Source organism: Pseudomonas sp. EL_65y_Pfl2_R95, from assembly GCF_963971045.1.
Classification (GTDB): domain Bacteria; phylum Pseudomonadota; class Gammaproteobacteria; order Pseudomonadales; family Pseudomonadaceae; genus Aquipseudomonas.
Genome location: NZ_CAXAOV010000001.1, coordinates 330,853 through 349,616, shown reverse-complemented (window position 1 = coordinate 349,616; position 18,764 = coordinate 330,853). Strand labels below are relative to the sequence as shown.

17 protein-coding genes are annotated in these 18,764 nt (G+C 53.9%); 15 read left to right on the top strand and 2 right to left on the bottom strand.

Translation table 11 applies throughout. The features are described from left to right. Positions 1 to 47: 47 nt before the first annotated feature. From AACY09_RS01665 to sthA, 10 genes are all read left to right on the top strand, one after another. Positions 48 to 1,514 (top strand): glyceraldehyde-3-phosphate dehydrogenase, encoded by a 1,467-nt coding sequence (locus tag AACY09_RS01665; RefSeq protein WP_339485680.1) that lies wholly within the window; start codon positions 48 to 50, stop codon positions 1,512 to 1,514. A 424-nt stretch (positions 1,515 to 1,938) separates the two neighbouring features. Continuing rightward, positions 1,939 to 3,276 (top strand): Na(+)-translocating NADH-quinone reductase subunit A, encoded by a 1,338-nt coding sequence (locus tag AACY09_RS01660; RefSeq protein ID WP_339485679.1) that lies wholly within the window; start codon positions 1,939 to 1,941, stop codon positions 3,274 to 3,276. A gap of 2 nt (positions 3,277 to 3,278) precedes the next feature. Beyond that, complete coding sequence (locus AACY09_RS01655; protein WP_339485678.1) at positions 3,279 to 4,490, top strand: NADH:ubiquinone reductase (Na(+)-transporting) subunit B; 1,212 nt, start codon at positions 3,279 to 3,281, stop codon at positions 4,488 to 4,490. Then, positions 4,483 to 5,271, top strand: coding sequence for a Na(+)-translocating NADH-quinone reductase subunit C (locus AACY09_RS01650; protein ID WP_339485677.1), 789 nt, complete (start codon positions 4,483 to 4,485; stop codon positions 5,269 to 5,271). The genes AACY09_RS01655 and AACY09_RS01650 overlap by 8 nt, the downstream gene beginning before the upstream one ends. Further along, a complete protein-coding gene (locus AACY09_RS01645; protein ID WP_339485676.1) occupies positions 5,268 to 5,942 on the top strand; it encodes an NADH:ubiquinone reductase (Na(+)-transporting) subunit D in 675 nt (224 codons plus the stop codon). Before AACY09_RS01650 ends, AACY09_RS01645 begins: the two co-directional genes overlap by 4 nt. Continuing rightward, a complete protein-coding gene (gene nqrE, locus AACY09_RS01640) occupies positions 5,942 to 6,550 on the top strand; it encodes an NADH:ubiquinone reductase (Na(+)-transporting) subunit E (protein WP_339485674.1) in 609 nt (202 codons plus the stop codon). The genes AACY09_RS01645 and nqrE overlap by 1 nt, the downstream gene beginning before the upstream one ends. A 15-nt stretch (positions 6,551 to 6,565) precedes the next feature. Further along, positions 6,566 to 7,789, top strand: a complete 1,224-nt coding sequence (gene nqrF, locus AACY09_RS01635) for an NADH:ubiquinone reductase (Na(+)-transporting) subunit F (RefSeq protein ID WP_339485672.1) — start codon at positions 6,566 to 6,568, stop codon at positions 7,787 to 7,789. A 2-nt stretch (positions 7,790 to 7,791) separates the two neighbouring features. Further along, positions 7,792 to 8,817, top strand: a complete 1,026-nt coding sequence (locus AACY09_RS01630) for an FAD:protein FMN transferase (protein ID WP_339485671.1) — start codon at positions 7,792 to 7,794, stop codon at positions 8,815 to 8,817. Further along, positions 8,814 to 9,041 carry a (Na+)-NQR maturation NqrM gene (gene nqrM, locus AACY09_RS01625; protein ID WP_339485670.1) on the top strand — a complete coding sequence of 76 codons (228 nt, stop codon included), beginning with the start codon at positions 8,814 to 8,816 and terminating at the stop codon, positions 9,039 to 9,041. The genes AACY09_RS01630 and nqrM overlap by 4 nt, the downstream gene beginning before the upstream one ends. 96 nt (positions 9,042 to 9,137) lie before the next feature. After that, the gene (gene sthA / locus AACY09_RS01620) at positions 9,138 to 10,532 is read left to right on the top strand and encodes a Si-specific NAD(P)(+) transhydrogenase (protein ID WP_339485669.1); all 1,395 of its coding nucleotides are present in this window, start codon (positions 9,138 to 9,140) and stop codon (positions 10,530 to 10,532) included. Between the two features lie 145 nt (positions 10,533 to 10,677). Here sthA and AACY09_RS01615 read toward each other — a convergent pair whose 3' ends face one another. Beyond that, a complete protein-coding gene (locus AACY09_RS01615) occupies positions 10,678 to 12,273 on the bottom strand; it encodes a GMC family oxidoreductase (protein ID WP_339485667.1) in 1,596 nt (531 codons plus the stop codon). 129 nt (positions 12,274 to 12,402) lie between these two features. On the opposite strand from AACY09_RS01615, the gene AACY09_RS01610 reads away from it, so the two are divergent. Then, the gene (locus AACY09_RS01610) at positions 12,403 to 13,410 is read left to right on the top strand and encodes an AraC family transcriptional regulator (protein WP_339485666.1); all 1,008 of its coding nucleotides are present in this window, start codon (positions 12,403 to 12,405) and stop codon (positions 13,408 to 13,410) included. 28 nt (positions 13,411 to 13,438) lie between these two features. On the opposite strand, the gene AACY09_RS01605 is transcribed toward AACY09_RS01610, so the two are convergent. Then, positions 13,439 to 14,104, bottom strand: a complete 666-nt coding sequence (locus AACY09_RS01605) for a DUF3313 domain-containing protein (protein ID WP_339485665.1) — start codon at positions 14,102 to 14,104, stop codon at positions 13,439 to 13,441. 419 nt (positions 14,105 to 14,523) lie between these two features. On the opposite strand from AACY09_RS01605, the gene AACY09_RS01600 reads away from it, so the two are divergent. The 4 genes from AACY09_RS01600 to AACY09_RS01585 all read left to right on the top strand — a co-directional run bounded on the left by AACY09_RS01600 (position 14,524) and on the right by AACY09_RS01585 (position 18,744). After that, the gene (locus AACY09_RS01600) at positions 14,524 to 15,474 is read left to right on the top strand and encodes a GlxA family transcriptional regulator (RefSeq protein ID WP_339487048.1); all 951 of its coding nucleotides are present in this window, start codon (positions 14,524 to 14,526) and stop codon (positions 15,472 to 15,474) included. Positions 15,475 to 15,634: 160 nt separating this feature from the next. After that, on the top strand, positions 15,635 to 17,125 hold the full coding sequence (locus AACY09_RS01595; protein ID WP_339485664.1) for an ATP-binding protein: 1,491 nt from the start codon (positions 15,635 to 15,637) through the stop codon (positions 17,123 to 17,125). A gap of 335 nt (positions 17,126 to 17,460) precedes the next feature. Further along, the gene (locus AACY09_RS01590; protein WP_339485663.1) at positions 17,461 to 18,285 is read left to right on the top strand and encodes an alpha/beta fold hydrolase; all 825 of its coding nucleotides are present in this window, start codon (positions 17,461 to 17,463) and stop codon (positions 18,283 to 18,285) included. Between the two features lie 48 nt (positions 18,286 to 18,333). Then, entirely contained in the window at positions 18,334 to 18,744 is a 411-nt protein-coding gene (locus tag AACY09_RS01585; RefSeq protein ID WP_339485662.1) for a DoxX family protein, read from the top strand. Positions 18,745 to 18,764 lie beyond the last annotated feature (20 nt).

Genomic DNA, 18,764 nt, shown 5'->3' with positions numbered 1-18,764 from the left:
GAGCGCAGGGATCGGCATAATGTAGCCCCTTTTTTCAGCCCCTACATATGTGGAAGGTACTGCCTGTGAATCAGAAGCCCGACCAGTGTCTTGGTGAGTGGATCGATCGAGAAGCCCTTGCGGAAGCGATGATTCCGATGATCGGCCAGCTCTATCGCAATAACAACGTGGTCACGTCGATCTACGGTCGTAGCCTGATCAATCGCTCTGTTATTCAGATACTCAAAGCTCACCGTTATGCTCGCCACCGTCTTGATGGTGATGTTGAGCTATCGGTGCATGACACGTTCCAGGTTCTCAAGACCATGGGCGAGCTTAAGCTGGGTTCCGCATCGATCGATCTGGGTCGCATGATGGCCAAGTTCGGCAAAGAAGCTAACGGCCGTAGCCTTGAGCAATTTGTCCGTGAAGAGCTTGAAACCGTTACCGGTCAGCAAAACGTGGCGGGCCGTAAAGGTACCGACGTTGTGCTTTACGGCTTTGGCCGTATCGGCCGCCTGTTGGCGCGCATCCTGATTGAAAAGACCGGTGGTGGCGATGGCCTGCGTCTGCGCGCAATTGTTGTGCGCAAAGGTGCTGACAATGACTTGGTCAAACGTGCCAGCTTGCTGCGTCGTGACTCGGTGCATGGTCCGTTCAACGGCACCATCACCGTTGACGAAGCGAACAACACCCTGAGCGCTAACGGTAACCTGATCCAGGTTATCTACTCGAATGATCCAGCATCAATCGACTACACCGCGTACGGCATCGAAAACGCTCTGCTGGTGGATAACACCGGTAAGTGGCGCGACGCCGAAGGTCTGGGCCAGCACCTCAAGTGCCCGGGCATTGATCGTGTGGTTCTGACTGCGCCGGGTAAAGGCGAGTTGAAGAATATCGTTCACGGCATCAACCATTCGCAAATCAGCGCCGATGACAAAATCATCTCTGCGGCTTCTTGCACCACCAACGCCATCGTGCCGGTGCTCAAGGCAGTTGATGACAAGTACGGCATCCTCAACGGTCACGTTGAAACTGTCCACTCGTACACCAATGACCAGAACCTGATCGATAACTTCCATAAAGGCAGTCGTCGTGGTCGTTCGGCAGCGCTGAACATGGTGATCACCGAAACCGGCGCCGCGACTGCTGCAGCCAAGGCTTTGCCAGTGCTGAAGGGCAAGCTGACCGGTAACGCGATTCGAGTGCCGACGCCGAACGTGTCGATGGCGATTCTCAACCTCAACCTTGAGAAGTCCACCACTCGCGAAGAGATCAACGAGTACCTGCGCTACATGGCGCTGCACTCGGACCTGCATAAGCAGATTGACTACGTTAATTCCGAAGAAGTGGTTTCAACTGACTTCGTTGGCTCGCGCCACGCGGGTGTGGTTGATGCTGAAGCGACCATCAGCAACGATAATCGCGTTGTACTGTACGTTTGGTACGACAACGAATTCGGTTACAGCTGCCAGGTCGTGCGTGTGATGGAAGACATGGTTGGGGTTAACCCGCCAGCCTTTCCTCGCTAGGACGCATTAGCGGTAGAACGAACGGGAGCCTAGGCTCCCGTTTTTTTATGCATTGATTTTGCTGGGTAAAATGTGTGCAGCAATGACTGCTTGGTCGCGAAAGTTGGCCGATTAAGGGATAATGGCCGGATTGTGATTAGATATGAGCGGGGCAGCGGTCCGTGTACAGGTGCTTTTAGTCGTATTCACGGCGTGTATGGATTAATCCAAACTATCGCCTTGTTGCCTCTTGTTACGTATCACCTAAAAAAAGCCGAGGCTTGGGTGGTCAGTGGCAGGGGCCGTCTTTATAATCAAACGGATTTTTTACCCACGACCGACGCCGTCCTTCATGCTGATTAACCGCAGTGTGTGCTTGCCTATTGGCTTTCAGGCGTCGTCCGTTTTCTAAAAAGATTTCTAATATCAGTGGTTAGGCAAACCTATGATCAAAATTAAGAATGGGCTCGATTTGCCCATAACTGGCGCGCCGGCGCAGCGTATTGAAGCCGCAAGGCCAGTACGCAGCGTCGCCGTCATAGGCTACGACTATCATGGTATGAAGCCTACGATGGACGTTCAGGTGGGGGATCGGGTCAAGCTAGGGCAAGTGTTGTTCGCTGACAAGAAAACCCCGGGTGTGGTCTATACCGCGCCTGGTGCTGGGGTGGTCAGTGCGATTCATCGTGGTGAGCGGCGAGTGCTGCAATCCGTGGTGATCGACCTTGAAGGCGATGAGCAAGTCACTTTTGCGCAGTACCCTGCCAGTGATCTGGCCGGTCTGAGTCACGAAAAAGTCCGCGAAAACCTGCAGCAGTCAGGTCTGTGGACTGCCTTGCGTACCCGTCCTTTCAGTAAGGTGCCTGCAGTTGATGCAGTGCCTAGCTCGATCTTCGTCACCGCAATTGATACCCACCCGCTGGCCGCTGATCCGGCGGTTGTGATCGCGGAACACGCCGCTGATTTTGAAAACGGTCTGCAAGTCCTCAGCACGCTGAGCAAGGTATTCCTGTGCAAAGCTGAAGGCGCCACGCTGCCTGGTGAGCAATTGGCCAAGGTTCAGAGCGAAGCCTTTGCCGGTCCACACCCTGCGGGTTTGGCTGGCACCCATATCCACTTCCTCGACCCGGTTACCGCGACTAAGAGCGTGTGGTCGATTGGTTATCAGGATGTGGTCGCAGTGGGCAAGCTGTTCACCAGCGGCCAACTCTGGACCGAGCGCGTTGTTGCGCTGGCCGGCCCTGTGGTCGAAAACCCACGTCTGCTGCGCACCCGTCTTGGCGCAAGCCTGGAAGAACTCACTGCCGGTGAGTTGCAGCCTGGCGAGAACCGTGTGGTCTCCGGTTCGCTGCTTGGTGGTCGTACTGCCCATGGCGCTTTTGCGTTCCTGGGTCGCTATCACCAGCAGGTATCCTGCCTCGCTGAAGGCAATGACCGGGAAATGCTGCACTACCTGCGTGCTGGCGTGAACAAGCACTCGGTGCTGAATATCTTCGTATCCAAATTGGCGGCGGCAAAGAAATTTGCATTTTCAACCACCACCAATGGCAGCCCGCGGGCGATGGTCCCAGTGGGTAATTACGAAGCTGTGATGCCGCTGGATATCCTGCCGACTCAATTGCTGCGCTACCTGATCGTCAGCGATACAGAGATGGCCCAGAAGCTGGGTTGCTTGGAACTCGACGAAGAAGATCTTGCGTTGTGCACTTATGTCTGTGCCGGCAAGTATGAATATGGCCCGATCCTGCGCGATAACCTCGCAAGCATCGAGAAGGAGGGTTAATCGTGGGTATCCGTGCATTCCTCGATAAAATCGAGCACAACTTTGAATCTGGCGGTAAGTACGAAAAGTGGTACGCCTTGTATGAGGCCGTTGACACCTTTTTCTACCGTCCGGGCAGCGTGACCAAAACCACTGCGCACGTGCGTGACGGTATTGACCTCAAGCGCATGATGATCACCGTCTGGATGTGTACCTTCCCGGCGATGTTCTTCGGTATGTGGAACACCGGCTACCAAGCCAACCTGATTTACAGTGCAAGCCCGGATCTGCTGGCTGCTCAAGAGGGCTGGCGCTTTGCGTTGATCAGCTCACTGGCAGGCTTTGATCCGACCAGCCTGTGGGATAACTTTATTCAGGGCGCGGCTTACTTCCTGCCGATCTACGCAACAGCCTTTATCGTGGGCGGTTTCTGGGAAGTGCTGTTTGCCTCGATCCGCAAGCACGAAGTCAACGAAGGTTTCTTCGTGACCTCGGTACTCTTTGCCTTGATCCTGCCGCCAAGCATTCCGCTGTGGCAAGTGGCGCTGGGTATTAGCTTCGGTGTGGTAATCGGTAAGGAAGTCTTCGGTGGTACCGGTAAGAACTTCCTCAACCCGGCGCTTGCGGGCCGCGCATTCCTGTTCTTTGCCTACCCGGCGCATATGTCCGGTGAAGCAGTGTGGACCGCAGTTGACGGCTTTGCTGGCGCGACTTCCCTCGGCCTGGCGGCTGCCGGAGGCGTGGAAAACGTTATTGGCAATGGGATCAGCTGGATGGACGCCTTTGTCGGCACCATCAACGGTTCCATTGGCGAAACCAGCACCCTGGCGCTGATGATCGGTGGCGGCATCTTGCTGATGACCAAAATCGCCTCGTGGCGCATCGTTGCAGGCGTCATGCTCGGCATGATCGGCCTGAGCATGCTGTTCAATGCGATCGGCTCTGAGACCAATCCATTGTTTGCCATGCCTTGGTACTGGCATCTGGTTGTGGGTGGTTTCGCTTTCGGCATGTTCTTTATGGCCACCGACCCGGTGTCGGCGTCCATGACCAACACCGGCAAGTGGATTTTCGGTGCCCTGATTGGCTTGATGGTGGTGTTGATCCGTGTGGTTAACCCGGCGTTCCCTGAAGGCATGATGCTGGCGATTCTGTTCGCCAACCTGTTTGCACCGCTGATCGACCACTTCGTCGTTCAAGCCAATATCAAGCGGAGGCTGGCACGCAATGTCTAGTCAAAAAGAATCCACCTCACGCACGTTGCTGGTGGCCCTGCTGGTTTGCTTGGTGTGCTCGGTATTTGTTGCCGGCGCCGCCATTGCGTTGAAGCCGACGCAACAAGACAACCGCCTGCTGGATAAGCAGCGCAGCATCTTGGCTATCGCCAGTCTGGGTAACCCGCAGATGAGCGGCAAAGAAGTTAAAGCGCTGTTTGACGAGCGGATTACGGCGAAGATTGTTGACCTGCAGACAGGCACCTTCAGCGACGCCAAAGACCCGCTCAAGTACGAGCCGCTGGTCGGTGCTAAAGATCCAAACGAGTCGAGCGTGATTGAGCCTGATCAGGACCTGGCCAAGCTCAAGCGCCGCGAGCGTTACACCATCGTCTATCTGGTTGAGACCGACGGCAAGTTGGATAAAGTGGTATTGCCGATTCGTGGCCAGGGCCTGTGGTCGACGCTTTATGGCTTTGTCGCGCTGCAAGCTGACCTCGACACGGTGAGCGGCTTCGGCTTCTACCAGCACGCTGAAACCCCGGGTTTGGGCGGCGAAGTGGATAACCCGAAGTGGAAGGCCCTGTGGCCAGGCAAAACCATTTACTCAGAAGATGGCAAAGTGGCTATCTCTGTAGTTAAAGGCGGTGTTGACCCGAAAAACCCGAAGGCCGTGCATCAGGTTGACGCACTCGCTGGGGCCACACTGACCAGTAATGGCGTTGATCACCTGTTGAAGTTCTGGATGGGTGAACAAGGTTTCGGTCCGTTTCTCACTAAATTGCACGCAGGGGAGGCTTGATCATGTCGCAGCCGACTATTAAAGAAGTCCTGCTCAATCCGATCTTCAACAACAACCCGATTGGTTTGCAGATTCTGGGTATCTGTTCCGCTTTGGCGGTCACCTCGAACCTGAAAACCGCATTGGTAATGTCGATCGCATTGACCTTGGTAACTGGGTTTTCCAACCTGTTTATCTCGATGATTCGCAGCCAGATCCCCAGCTCGATCCGTATGATCGTGCAAATGGTGATCATTGCCTCCCTGGTAATTGTGGTTGACCAGGTGCTGAAGGCCTATGCCTTCAGCCTGTCAAAACAGCTGTCGGTATTTATCGGCCTGATCATCACCAACTGTATCGTGATGGGTCGGGCTGAAGCCTTTGCCATGCAGAACCCGCCCGTGCTGTCGTTCTTCGACGGTATTGGTAACGGCCTTGGCTACAGCGCCATGCTGGTTGCTTTGGGCATCATTCGTGAGTTGTTCGGTGCCGGCAAACTGCTGGGCTTCGAGATCTTGCCAGTGGTCAACGACGGCGGTTGGTATCAGCCAAACGGCCTGTTGCTGCTGCCACCTTCGGCGTTCTTCCTGATAGGCCTGTTTATCTGGGCCATCCGCAGCTGGAAGCGCGACCAGATCGAGAAACCAAGCTTCAAAATGGCACCTCAGGTCTCGAATAAGGAGGCTTACTAATGGAACATTATCTGAGCCTTCTGGCTAAAGCGGTGTTCGTTGAGAACATGGCCTTGGCCTTCTTCCTGGGCATGTGCACCTTTATCGCGATCTCGAAAAAAGTCGAGACCGCGATTGGTCTGGGTATTGCTGTAATCGTGGTGCAGGTCATCACTGTTCCAGCCAACAACCTGATCTACACCTACCTGCTCAAAGACGGCGCATTGGCCTGGGCTGGCTTGCCTGACGTAGACCTGAGCTTCCTCGGCTTGCTCAGCTACATCGGTGTTATCGCGGCGATCGTACAGATCCTGGAAATGCTCTTGGATAAGTACGTGCCTGCGCTGTACAACGCACTGGGCGTGTTCTTGCCACTGATTACGGTTAACTGCGCAATCATGGGCGGTACGTTGTTCATGGTTCAGCGTGATTACAACCTGGGTGAGAGTACCGTTTACGGTTTCGGTTCGGGCTTGTCCTGGGCGCTGGCAATTGCCGCTCTGGCAGGGATTCGCGAGAAGCTCAAGTACAGTGACGTACCGGCGGGTTTGCAAGGGTTGGGTATCACCTTCATCACCATCGGTTTGATGTCTCTGGGCTTCATGTCCTTCTCTGGCGTGCAGTTGTAAGGACGGAATGAACAGATGAATTATGAAATTTTTCTCGCAATAGGCATGTTCACCGGCATCGTTCTGGCGCTGGTGGTGATCATCCTGATGGCGCGCGCCAAGCTGGTATCCAGCGGCGACGTGAGCATCGAAATCAACGGTGAAAAGACCATCGTAGTCCCGGCAGGTGGCAAATTGCTGCAAACCCTGGCGGCGAACAATGTGTTCTTGTCTTCTGCTTGCGGTGGCGGCGGTACCTGCGCCCAGTGCAAGTGTGTAATTACGTCTGGCGGCGGCGAAATGCTGTCCACCGAAGAGTCACATTTCACCCGTCGTGAAGCCAAAGAAGGCTGGCGTTTGTCGTGTCAGGCTGCGGTCAAGCAGGACATGAAGATCGAAGTGCCGGAAGAAGTTTTTGGCGTGAAGAAGTGGGAATGTACGGTTGAATCCAACCCTAACGTTGCCACCTTCATCAAGGAACTGACGCTCAAGCTGCCTGAAGGCGAGAACGTCGATTTCCGCGCAGGTGGCTACGTTCAGCTTGAGTGCCCACCGCACGAAGTGCATTACAAAGACTTCGATATTCAAGAGGAATATCGCGGCGATTGGGACAAGTTCAACCAATGGAAGTACGTGTCCAAGGTTGAAGAGACGGTAATCCGCGCTTACTCGATGGCGAACTATCCAGAAGAAGTCGGTCTGGTGAAGTTCAACATCCGTATCGCATCGCCGCCTCCAGGCAAGGATCATTTGCCGCCAGGTCAGATGTCTTCGTATGTGTTCAGCCTCAAACCAGGCGATAAGATCAGTGTATACGGGCCCTTTGGTGAGTTCTTCGCCAAGGACACCGATGCAGAAATGATCTTTATCGGTGGTGGTGCGGGCATGGCGCCAATGCGTTCGCATATCTTTGACCAGCTCAAGCGTTTGAAGTCGACCCGCAAGATCAGCTTCTGGTACGGCGCACGCTCCATGCGTGAGGCGTTCTATAACGAAGAGTACGATATGCTGCAGGCCGAAAACCCCAACTTCCAGTGGCATCTGGCATTGTCCGATCCACAGCCGGAAGACAACTGGACCGGTCTTAAAGGCTTCATTCACAACGTGTTGTACGAGAACTACCTCAAGGACCATCCGGCGCCTGAGGATTGCGAGTTCTACATGTGCGGCCCGCCAATGATGAACGCCGCAGTGATCAAGATGCTGGTTGACTTGGGTGTAGAGCAGGAAAATATCCTCCTCGACGACTTCGGCGGTTGATCATGAAACATGCTGTACTTCAGCCCGTTATTGCTGTCGCCTTGGCGGCAGCCCTAACGGGCTGCTGGTTTTCGGACCGGGTAGAAGAGTTTGGTGGCCCGACCATGGGCAGTACTTACACAGTTAAGTATGTCCATACCGACGCCACACCGGATGCTGCGCAGGTTAAAGCTGCAACCGAGGCAATTTTGGCAGAGGTCGATGAGCAGATGTCGACCTATCGCGATGACTCGCTGGTATCCAAGTTCAATGACGCCCCGGCTGGCACCTGCATGCAGCTGCCCGAAGGCATGCTTGAACTGGTCAAGGTTGGCGGTGAGCTGTCTGAGCAGAGTGATGGGGCGTTTGATATGACCCTTGAGCCCTTGCTCAATCTTTGGGGATTTGGGCCTAAGGCGCGCGCTGAAAAGGTCCCGAGCCCTGAACAGGTGACTGAGGCGCGCACACGCATTGGTCATCAGCACCTGCACATCGACGGGCAAAAGCTGTGTAAAGATGTCGGCATTCAGCTTGATTTCAACAGCATTGCTGCAGGTTATACGGTCGATAAGATTATTGATCGACTCAAGGCGCTGGGTATCACCAGCTATTTGGTCGAAGCAACCGGCGAGCTAAAGGCAGCTGGCAAAAAGCCCGACGGCCAGCCTTGGCGTATCGCCATTGAGGCACCGCGTGATGATGAGCGGGTCTCGCAAAGGGTTCTTGATCTCGACGGTTACGGCATTTCTACCTCGGGCGATTACCGTAACTATTTTGAAGAGAATGGCGTGCGCTACTCGCATACCATTGACCCGCAAACGGGGGCACCGATCACCCATAAACTGGCCTCGGTAACAGTGGCAGACCGTTCAACTCTAATGGCTGACGGTTTGTCGACCCTGCTTATGGTGCTTGGGCCAGAGCGCGGTATGGCTTACGCTAAGCAAGCAGGTATTGCTGCTTTTTTTGTGACCCGTGAAGGCACGGCCTTCATCACACAAAGCAGCCCTGCATTCGAGCAGCTTTTTGCTGCAGGAGAAGAGCAATGACTTTTGTAATCGTATTCTTGGTGATGTTGTTGGTGGTTTCGATGATGGCTGTTGGCGTCATCATGGGTCGTAAGCCCATTGCCGGGTCGTGCGGCGGTATCGCTAATTTGGGCATCGAGAAAGAATGCTCGATTTGTGGCGGTAGCCGCGAGAAGTGCGAAGAAGTAAATAGCGTCGATCCAGCCAAGCAAACCACGTTGGCCTACGACGCCAGCAAGCTTTAATAGCTTCATATGAAGTTGATTGCCGGGGCTGCGGTAGCAGCGCCGGCCCTGCCGTAAGTGCACACAATGCGCTGCGGTGTGATCTGAGGAGTGAACATGGCGGTCTACAACTACGATGTAGTGGTATTGGGTTCCGGCCCTGCGGGTGAAGGCGCAGCAATGAACGCGGTTAAAGCCGGTCGCAAGGTTGCCGTGATCGACAGTCGCCGTGAAGTGGGCGGTAACAGCACGCACTTGGGTACCGTGCCATCCAAGGCCTTGCGTCACTCGGTTCGTCAGATCATGCAGTTCAACACTAACCCGATGTTTCGCCAGATTGGTGAGCCGCGTTGGTTCTCGTTCCCGGACGTGCTGAAAAGCGCTGAGCGGGTGATTTCCAAGCAGGTTTCTTCACGTACGGGTTATTACGCGCGTAACCGTATTGACGTGTTCCATGGCACCGCAAGCTTTGCCGATGAGCATACGATTGAAGTGGTGTGCGCCAATGGTGCGGTAGAAAAGCTGGTCGCCAAAGATATCGTTATCGCCACAGGTTCTCGGCCGTACCGCCCTGACGGTGTGGATTTCCGCCACCCGCGGGTTTATGACAGCGACACCATTCTGACCTTGAGCCACACGCCACGGCGCTTGATCATTTACGGCGCCGGGGTCATTGGTTGTGAATATGCATCTATCTTCAGTGGTCTCGGCGTATTGGTCGACTTGATCGATAACCGCGATCAGCTGCTCAGTTTCCTTGACGCAGAAATCTCCGATGCCTTGAGTTATCACCTGCGTAACACCAACGTACTGATTCGTCATAACGAAGAGTATGAGCGCATCGAAGGCATTGATAACGGCGTTGTTCTTCACCTCAAGTCAGGTAAGAAAATCAAGGCAGATGCATTGCTGTGGTGTAACGGTCGTACCGGTAACACCGATAAGTTGGCCCTGGAAAATATTGGCCTCAAGGCCAATGGCCGCGGCCAGTTGGATGTCGATGAGCATTACCGTACATCAGTGCCGAACATTTACGCCGCCGGCGATGTAATCGGTTGGCCAAGCCTGGCCAGCGCGGCATTTGACCAAGGCCGTTCTGCCTCTGGCAGCATTGTAGAGAACGACAGCTGGCGTTTTGTGAATGATGTGCCAACTGGTATTTACACCATTCCCGAGATCAGCTCGATCGGTAAGAACGAGCGCGAGTTGACCCAGGATCAGATCCCATACGAAGTCGGTAAGGCGTTTTTTAAAGGCATGGCCCGTGCGCAGATTTCCAGCGAGCCGGTGGGTATGCTGAAAATCTTGTTCCACCGCGAAACCCTGGAGGTTTTAGGTGTGCACTGCTTTGGTTATCAGGCTTCAGAGATCGTCCACATTGGTCAGGCGATCATGAACCAGAAGGGCGAAGCCAATACATTGAAGTACTTCGTCAATACCACCTTCAACTACCCGACCATGGCTGAAGCCTATCGGGTTGCTGCGTTCGATGGCCTTAACCGGCTTTTTTGAGCGGCTCCGACCGGTGGCCTAAGCCGGTTGGGGATGACCCCTTCAGTAACTCAAAGGATTGGCAGTGGCCCAATCGGGAAAGTTACTGATTAGGCATAAATAGAAAACCGGCTAACTGCCGGTTTTCTATGGCTGCAGGCTTTGCTCAGGCCGTGGCTTGATCTTGCATGATCCACTCGGCAGCGCGTTCGGCAATCATGATGGTGCCAGCATTCGTGTTGCCGCCCACGAGTGTAGGCATCACGGATGCATCGACCACGCGAAGGTTGTCGATACCATGCACCTTTAAGTGACTGTCCACTACAGCATTTTCATCGCGACCCATTTTGCAGGTGCCAACCGGGTGATAGATGCTGTCTGCCCGGGCACGAATCACCTCGCTTAACTGCTCGTCTGTCAGCGCGTCCGCGCTGTAGATATCTTGCAGTTGATACTTTGCCATTGGGGCTTGCTTGATGATCTCCAGCGCCATTCGATAGCCTTTAAGCAGGGTTTGCAGGTCTTCTTCCTGGCCCAGCAGATTGGGGTCAATTTTGGGGGCTACAGCCGGGTCACTGGAAGTCAGGCCAACGCTGCCGACACTCTTCGGCCGTAGCACGCAAATGTGGCAGCTAAAGCCGTGCCCCCAATGCAGTTTGCGGTTGTGATCGTCAAGCAGGGCAATGACCGAGTGCAGCTGAATATCAGGGCGATCAAGATTAGGGTCGGTCTTCAGAAAGGCACCACCTTCGGCGCAGTTGCTGGCATATGACCCTGTTTTGTGTCGCAGATACTGCCAAAGTGTTGCGCCTATTTTCGCTGAGCCGCTGACAGACACACCCAGCAGTGATGTGTCCGGGCTGCGGTAGGAAATCACCACATCTGGATGGTCTTGCAAATGCTGGCCAACGCCAGGCAGTTCATGCAATACAGCAATGCCCTGCGGTGCCAGCTCTTCTGCAGGGCCTATACCGGACAGCATCAACAGGTGCGGGCTGCCGAAAGCCCCCGCACTTAACAACACCTCTTTGCGCGCCTTAAGTTGACGGCTTTTGCCTTTCTGGCGAATGGACACGCCAACGGCTTTTTTGCCGTCAAGAATGATCCGCTCAGCCAGCGCGCCGGTGATCACCTTGAGGTTGCTGCGCTGCTCACGAATCGGTTTCAGAAAGGCACTTGCAGTGCTCCAGCGCTTGCCTTTGTGAATGGTCACATCATAGGCGCCGACGCCTTCCTGTTCTTCGCCATTGAAGTCGGCGTTATGGCTGTGGCCGGCGCTGATACCTGCTTCAATAAAGTCTTTGGTTACGCCGTGGAGTTGAAGGCGCGAAACAAACAGTTCGCCTTCAGTGCCATGGTACTGATTGGTTCCGCCGTAATAGGACTCACTTTTGCGGAAGTAGGGCAGTACCTCTTCATAGCCCCATTCAGTGTTGCCCAAGGCTTTCCAGTCGTCGTAATCAGTGCGGTGACCGCGGATATAGATCATGCCGTTAATTGAGCTGCTGCCGCCCAGGGTTTTTCCTCTGGGTTGATAGCCTAACTTGTTGTTAAGCCCACGCTGTTCGGTGGTATTGAACGCCCAGTTAACATGGCGGGTCGGCAAAATGGCGGCTACACCAACAGGGGTGTGAATCAGCGGCGAGGTATCTTCTGGGCCAGCTTCGAGCAGACAGACTGAAATATGCGGGTCAGCACTTAAACGGTTGGCCAAGACGCAACCGGCGGAGCCTGCACCAATGATGATGTAGTCAAATTCCATGATAGGTCCCAATTGTATTTGTTGTGGGCGCACTGCAAGACAGGCAATGCAATCATTTACCCGCTAATTGTTGGCTGGCACAGTAAATAGTGATTGATCTTTGATGACTTTTATTTGATCTTAGGTGACATGACTGCACTCATCAGAACCACTTCATTTACCGGTTTTCGCGAGCTGGTCAGCCAGTTGGGCGGCGATCCCATCTCGCTGTTAGATCGATTTCGCGTGCCCATCAACCTGCTCGATGAAGAGGATGCCTCAGTGCCTTTGCGCACGTTGGTCGAGCTGCTTGAGTGTGCGGCTGAAGAGCTGGATTGCCCTGACTTCGGTCTGCGCATGGCTGAATATCAAGACATCCATATTCTTGGCCCTGTGGCGATTATTGCTCGAAGCTCCGCCACCGCTGGGCAGGCCTTGGCTGAATTGGTGCGTTTTATTGGCTATCACAGTCCCGGCATTGAGTTGGACCTAGATCTAACTGTCGCCGATGCGCCACGGTTGTCCGTGGATATTCGTCTGCCTGGGGTGCATCAGCAGAGACAGATGGTTGAACTGGCAATGGGGGTGGCACATAACATCATGAGGTTGTTGTTTGGGCCTACTTTCGCAGCTCAGGCCATACTGCTCAGCGGCATCAGTCCATTGCCGCAAGCCCGCTATCGCCGTTATTTCAAAACCTCGGTGTATGACGCACAACCGGCAAATGCGTTTGTGCTGACCCAGGAGCATCTTCGGCACCGAATTGAGCAGCAAGACCCCAGCCTGCATCGCACAATGATTCAGTACCTCAGCCAGATCGGTGTGCAAACAAACACAAGTCTGCTTGAGCAGGTCAATCGTTTGATCTTTCGACTGCTGCCAACCAACCGCTGCCGGCTGGTGGTTATTGCCGCTCAGCTAGGGATGCATACCCGACTGCTGCAGCGCCGCCTTGCCGAGGAAGGTTTTCGATTTGATGAACTGGTTGAGCAGGTCCGACGCAATCGCGCCGAGCATTACTTAAGCGAACGACATATGCCTATGTCGCAAGTGGCAGGCTTGCTGGGGTATAGCGAGCAAAGTGTTCTGAATCGTTCGTGCAAGCGGTGGTTTGGCGTGACCCCCGGGGAGTATCGTCGCCAGCTACTGGCTCATTGAGTAGTCGGCTGGCAACGATCGATCCTGATTATTTCAAGGTTAAATACGAGTTATGCATGTCCTCGGCGAGGTGGTCGATAACCGACTTGACGTCATCCGCGGTGATGGGTTGGGAGTCATTTTCCAGCACCTTGCCTTCGCCTTTACGCACAACCTCGGCGATTACCTTGTTACTGCGGCCATCTATCAGCATTGCTTCAGTTGCCAGGGTTACGTTTTGGTCACGTATGCCGGAAGCGCTACTCACTGCTGCGGCAACCAAGGCAACAGGAATTACTTCGTAGACGGCCAGATCCTTGTCGGATGCCGACACAGCAGTGATTGCAGGTTTGACGATAATCGAGCCAGCGAGTGGGGTATCAACCACGGGCAGCGACTTGCTCATCTCGCGTTTCAAGGCCTGATCATAGTAGCGCGTGATGCGATCCAAAGTGTCTTGAGAGACGCGAGCCGTAGGTTTAGGGCGTGGGTAGAACTGGCTTTTCTCTATGTAAATGCTGGTGTATTTGCTCAGGTCCAATGCCGGGTCTACCCAGCGCATGGTTGGCGCCCCAGAGGGTGACGTGCCCTCAGTTAGCTTGCTGTAATCCGGCAGGAATCCTGAGTATTCATCCGAGGATACGATTTTGCTAGAGCAGCCAGCCAAGGTGGCCGTGGTAATAGCGAAGCCGCAGATGAGTAGAAAACGCTTCATGCTTTACTCCATTAAAGGTCGCGTTGCGTAGGGTATAAAGGACAAGCACCAAAGTTGGCATATCCAAACGAGTGCGCGTCGTCATGGAGATTTGACTATAGCTAGGTATCCACCGCTGTATAGGCTGGCATTCGATTTAGGCCAACCCCCGACAGAATAGAGCCTTTGCATCTGTGTTGGGGCGCCGACCTCTCATGAATCACTGTAAAAACTACTGCGCTGAAAGGCGCTTAATAGAGGCTGAGTGCCTCAGTGTTTAGTGCTTATTGAGTATGTTGAGGGTTGGTTCGCAATTGCGTCTAGGGGTGGGCAGTACTAAAAATTAATAGCTGTTGATAAAACGCCATACTACGTTTGTATCGGCTCGGTAGCCGGTAGTAGTGCAGGTTCTGATTTTTCCATTGCAGTTGGTCAAGTTGATGAAAACGGTCGCAGTCGTACTTTTTCCCGATTTACTTTTGCTCGATATAGCCGGGCCGCTAGAGGTGTTCTCAATTGCCAATCGCTATCTCGAGCCGCACAACCACTATGAGATTTTAACCATTGCTTCTGAGAGCATGTCTGTTCGTGCGTCGAATGGAATAAAACTCACCGCAGATATCCATATTGATCAAGCAGCCGGGAATTACGACGTGCTGATTGTCCCTGGCGGGCCTGGTGCTTATAACCAGCAGTACCCAGCACTGCAGTGCTGGCTCCGTAAAGCCAGCAGTCAAGTTCGGTTGGTCGCCTCCATTTGTACGGGCGCATTTATTTTGGGCAAAGCAGGCCTGTTGGACGGGCGACGGGTCACCACGCATTGGAATTACACCGAAAGACTGGCGGAGCAGTTTCCACAAGCTAATGTTGAAACCGATCAGATATTTGTAAGGGATGACAATCTACTGACCTCTGGTGGAGTGACAACGGGCATTGATTTGGCCTTGTCGATCATTGCTGAAGACCACTGCAAAGCCATTGCCTTATCCGTGGCCAAGGTGCTGTTGGTGGTCATGCAGCGTCAGGGTGGGCAAATGCAATTCAGCCCTCTGGTTGCGGATGTGGCCAAGGATGACTCGCCTATTTTCAGGGTGCGAAATTACGTGCTTGAAAATGTCGCAGAGGAGTTCAGCGTGGAACGTATGGCCGGATTAGCTGCGATGAGTGCGCGTCACTTTGCCAGAACATTCACCCGTGAGCTGAATATGACGCCCATGGAGTTTGTTCAAAGTGCGCGAATTGATAGCGCCAGGCGTCTTCTTGAGACCAGTAATTTGCCTCTAAAAACAGTGGCCTTTCGCAGTGGGTTTGGCAGTGCAAGGCATATGCGTCATCTGTTTGTGGAAAAGCTTGGGCTCCCGCCTAGCCAATATCGACGACAGTTCAGTTAGCCCTGGCGCTAGGTGTCTGTAATGGGCACCTCATTGGCCGTATCTGTCCCCTTGTGCACGCTTCCTTGTCTTAAATCTTTGCCAGAATAAATAGACAGCCCTCGACAGGAGGAGCGCTGGTCACTTAGCAAGATGTCGGGTGGTAGAGCGCTTGCAGCACATGACTACATTCAGCAATCTCTGTTTGGACGAGATACGTCGTTTCGGCCCGTTTAGTTTCTATATACAACGCCGTGTTGTACTGGAAGGTGATCGGACGCTCAGGGTCGGCAGCAAAGCCCTCGAAATCTTACAGCTGTTAATTGAAAATGCAGGCGCAGTGGTTAGCAAAGACGCGATCATTGCTCGTGTCTGGCCAAGTACTGTGGTTGAAGATACTAATCTGCGTGTCCATATTGCCGCTTTGCGTCGGGCCCTAGGAGACGGCCTCAATGGTCAACGTTATATCGTCAATATTCCGCAGCGTGGCTACAGTTTTGTGGCCGATGTACAGACTACAGAAGTAGATAACACAACACCCTTGGCGCGAAAGCTTGAACCTGCGCAGGCCAAGCTGCCAGCACTGCTGACCCCGATCATGGGGCGTGAGGCAGCCATTGATCGGTTGGTCAGACAACTGCCTAGCAGGCGGTTGATGACCCTTGTTGCCGATGGCGGTATGGGGAAGACGGCAGTGGCTATACGCATAGCTGAGTTACTGTTTGAGTATTACCAAGACGGAGTGGTCTTTGTTGATCTGGCAACGGTCATCCATCCCTCGCTATTACATGCACAGCTTTGTTGCGCACTCGGCTTGGGTATTGAGAAGCAACAGCCGCTGGAGTGTTTACGTGAATATTTGCGCGAGCGTCACGTCCTGCTACTGCTGGATAACTGTGAACACCTGATTAATAGCTGTGCTTCCCTGGCAGAGGAACTGCTCAAAAGTGCTCCGCGCTTGTCGATTTTAGCAACCAGTCGCGAGCCATTGTTGGCTTCGGTAGAGACGGTCCTGCGCTTGCCTGCATTAACTTTTCCAGTCTGTTCGTCGCAACTGAGTGTTGCGGATGCCATGGCGTATACCGCGATACAACTCTTTGTTTATCGGCTAACAGCTCATCAGGAAAGCTTTACCTTGGCGACAGCGGATGTCTCGGTTGTGGTGGACATTTGTCGACAGCTCGAGGGCTCGCCCTTGGCTATCGAGCTGGCAGCGGCGTGCGTCAATGTCTTTGGCCTGAAAGGGGTTCGGGCGCAACTTGGTGGTAGTTTTATGTTAGCCATGCAAGGCACGCGTACGGCCTTGGCCCGGCAGCACTCGTTGCGGGCTTCGTTGGACTGGAGCTACGGGCTTTTGGCGCCGCTGGAACAGATGATATTGCTGCGTTTTGCGGTATTCAATGCTGCCGTCACCCTTGAACAGGCGATTAAAGTCATCAGTTGCAAGGTTGTTGGTGAGTCGGCCATTTTTAACGCAGTTGTGCAGTTGGCTGCCAAATCATTGCTGCAGGTTGAGATGGGTGATGATGTTGTGCACTACCGGTTACTCAGCTTTACCCGAATCTATGCATGGGAGAAGTTCAAGCAAAGTGATGACTTCCCAGCCGTACAGTTGCAGTACACCCAGTACCTAAAAATGCTCTGTTCGTGCGAGACGATGACCCTGGGTTAACTGCATCGGTCTGCCTGCCCTTGGCTTTTACACCTAAATGATTAAGCCCTTTCGCGACGCTGTCTCGCGTCGAACTGACTTGAGGGAGTCTGCGTGCGCCAGCTTCGCCCCCTTGATGACCCCACAAATGCAGCCCCGATCGGGTAAACCTCAGGCTAACGACAATTAACATCCCTTAACTCGCGTAATCCGAGGCGGGGGATGAACATGTAATCACGCAGGCAACCTACGGCCTGCACCCTTAGTCGGTGAGTCGTCAGCCATGTTCTGGGCCAGCACTGAACTAACCAAGCACCTGAAGTAAGCGTTCCCACTTATTTGCAGAGGGTTTTCAGATGAGCACCATTACTACGCGTGACGGCGTCGAGATCTATTACAAGGATTGGGGCAGTGGCCAGCCCATTGTATTCAGTCATGGTTGGCCGCTGACTGCTGACAGCTGGGAGTCGCAGATGCTGTTTCTGGCCGACAATGGTTACCGGGTTATAGCCCACGACCGTCGCGGTCATGGGCGTTCCAGCCAACCGTGGGAGGGTAATGATATGGATCATTACGCTGACGATCTGGCTGAGTTGATCGAGACGCTTGACCTCAAAGATGCCGTGCTGCTCGGGTTTTCAACCGGCGGTGGCGAAGTCGCCCGCTATGTCGGTCGTCACGGTACCGGGCGGGTGGCCAAATTGGGGCTTATTTCCGCTGTTCCACCCTTGATGCTGCAGACCCCGAACAATCCAGAGGGTGTGCCGGTTGGGGTGTTCGATGATATCCGCGCAGGCTCTATCGCTAATCGGGTGCAGCTATACAAGGACCTGGCAAGCGGACCGTTCTTCGGTTTCAACCGGCCAGGAGCCACTGTTTCTCAGGGCATGGTCGACTGGTTCTGGATGCAGGGCATGCTCGGTGGTCACAAGAGCACCTATGACTGCATTGCCGCGTTCTCGGCCACAGATTTTACCGAGGACTTGAAGAAGTTCGATGTGCCGACCCTGGTGATCCATGGCGATGATGATCAAGTTGTACCGATCGGTACCGGCGGTCAAGCCTCGGCCAAGTTGGTCGCCGATGCCAAATTGGTGGTGTATCCGGGTGCACCGCATGGCCTGACAGATACTCACAAGGACCAGTTAAACGCTGATTTGCTGGCATTCATTCAGTCCTGAGTGCCCCAGTAACTGCAACTCTTCAGCGTCCGGTCTTGAGGTTCAAACATGCGAAATACCGTGGATTGGGCGCTGCTTTTTATGCGGGTTAGCGTATCGCTGATGCTGATGCTGGTTCATGGCCTGCCGAAGCTGCTGCATTTCAATCAACAGGTGCAGGTTATCGAAGACCCACTTGGTTTGGGCGGAGCAATGACGGTGAGCCTGGCGATATTTGCTGAGGTGCTATGCCCGTTGCTGATCATTTTGGGCGTATTTACCCGCCTGGCCTGTTTGCCGGTGATCGTTTTGTTATCGGTTTCGTTGTTGCTGGTGCATCCGCAGTGGAGCTTGGAAGAAGGCCAATTCGCCTGGTTGCTATTGATTATATTCATTGCGCTGACGATTGCCGGTGGTGGGCGAATTGCGGCGGGTCGCAGTTTCTTTGCTTGGCAAAACAACTTGCGGTGGAGCCACTAGGCTCATGCTGATTTCGGGAG

Excerpts from the sequence above, each read along its gene's own strand:
- AACY09_RS01665 (WP_339485680.1), top strand. The coding sequence starts at position 48 with ATGTGGAAGGTACTGCCTGTGAATCAGAAGCCCGACCAGTGTCTTGGT.
- AACY09_RS01660 (WP_339485679.1), top strand. The coding sequence starts at position 1,939 with ATGATCAAAATTAAGAATGGGCTCGATTTGCCCATAACTGGCGCGCCG.
- AACY09_RS01650 (WP_339485677.1), top strand. The coding sequence starts at position 4,483 with ATGTCTAGTCAAAAAGAATCCACCTCACGCACGTTGCTGGTGGCCCTG.
- nqrE (WP_339485674.1), top strand. The coding sequence starts at position 5,942 with ATGGAACATTATCTGAGCCTTCTGGCTAAAGCGGTGTTCGTTGAGAAC.
- nqrF (WP_339485672.1), top strand. The coding sequence starts at position 6,566 with ATGAATTATGAAATTTTTCTCGCAATAGGCATGTTCACCGGCATCGTT.
- AACY09_RS01630 (WP_339485671.1), top strand. The coding sequence starts at position 7,792 with ATGAAACATGCTGTACTTCAGCCCGTTATTGCTGTCGCCTTGGCGGCA.
- nqrM (WP_339485670.1), top strand. The coding sequence starts at position 8,814 with ATGACTTTTGTAATCGTATTCTTGGTGATGTTGTTGGTGGTTTCGATG.
- sthA (WP_339485669.1), top strand. The coding sequence starts at position 9,138 with ATGGCGGTCTACAACTACGATGTAGTGGTATTGGGTTCCGGCCCTGCG.
- AACY09_RS01615 (WP_339485667.1), bottom strand. The coding sequence starts at position 12,273 with ATGGAATTTGACTACATCATCATTGGTGCAGGCTCCGCCGGTTGCGTC.
- AACY09_RS01610 (WP_339485666.1), top strand. The coding sequence starts at position 12,403 with ATGACTGCACTCATCAGAACCACTTCATTTACCGGTTTTCGCGAGCTG.
- AACY09_RS01605 (WP_339485665.1), bottom strand. The coding sequence starts at position 14,104 with ATGAAGCGTTTTCTACTCATCTGCGGCTTCGCTATTACCACGGCCACC.
- AACY09_RS01600 (WP_339487048.1), top strand. The coding sequence starts at position 14,524 with ATGAAAACGGTCGCAGTCGTACTTTTTCCCGATTTACTTTTGCTCGAT.
- AACY09_RS01595 (WP_339485664.1), top strand. The coding sequence starts at position 15,635 with ATGACTACATTCAGCAATCTCTGTTTGGACGAGATACGTCGTTTCGGC.
- AACY09_RS01590 (WP_339485663.1), top strand. The coding sequence starts at position 17,461 with ATGAGCACCATTACTACGCGTGACGGCGTCGAGATCTATTACAAGGAT.
- AACY09_RS01585 (WP_339485662.1), top strand. The coding sequence starts at position 18,334 with ATGCGAAATACCGTGGATTGGGCGCTGCTTTTTATGCGGGTTAGCGTA.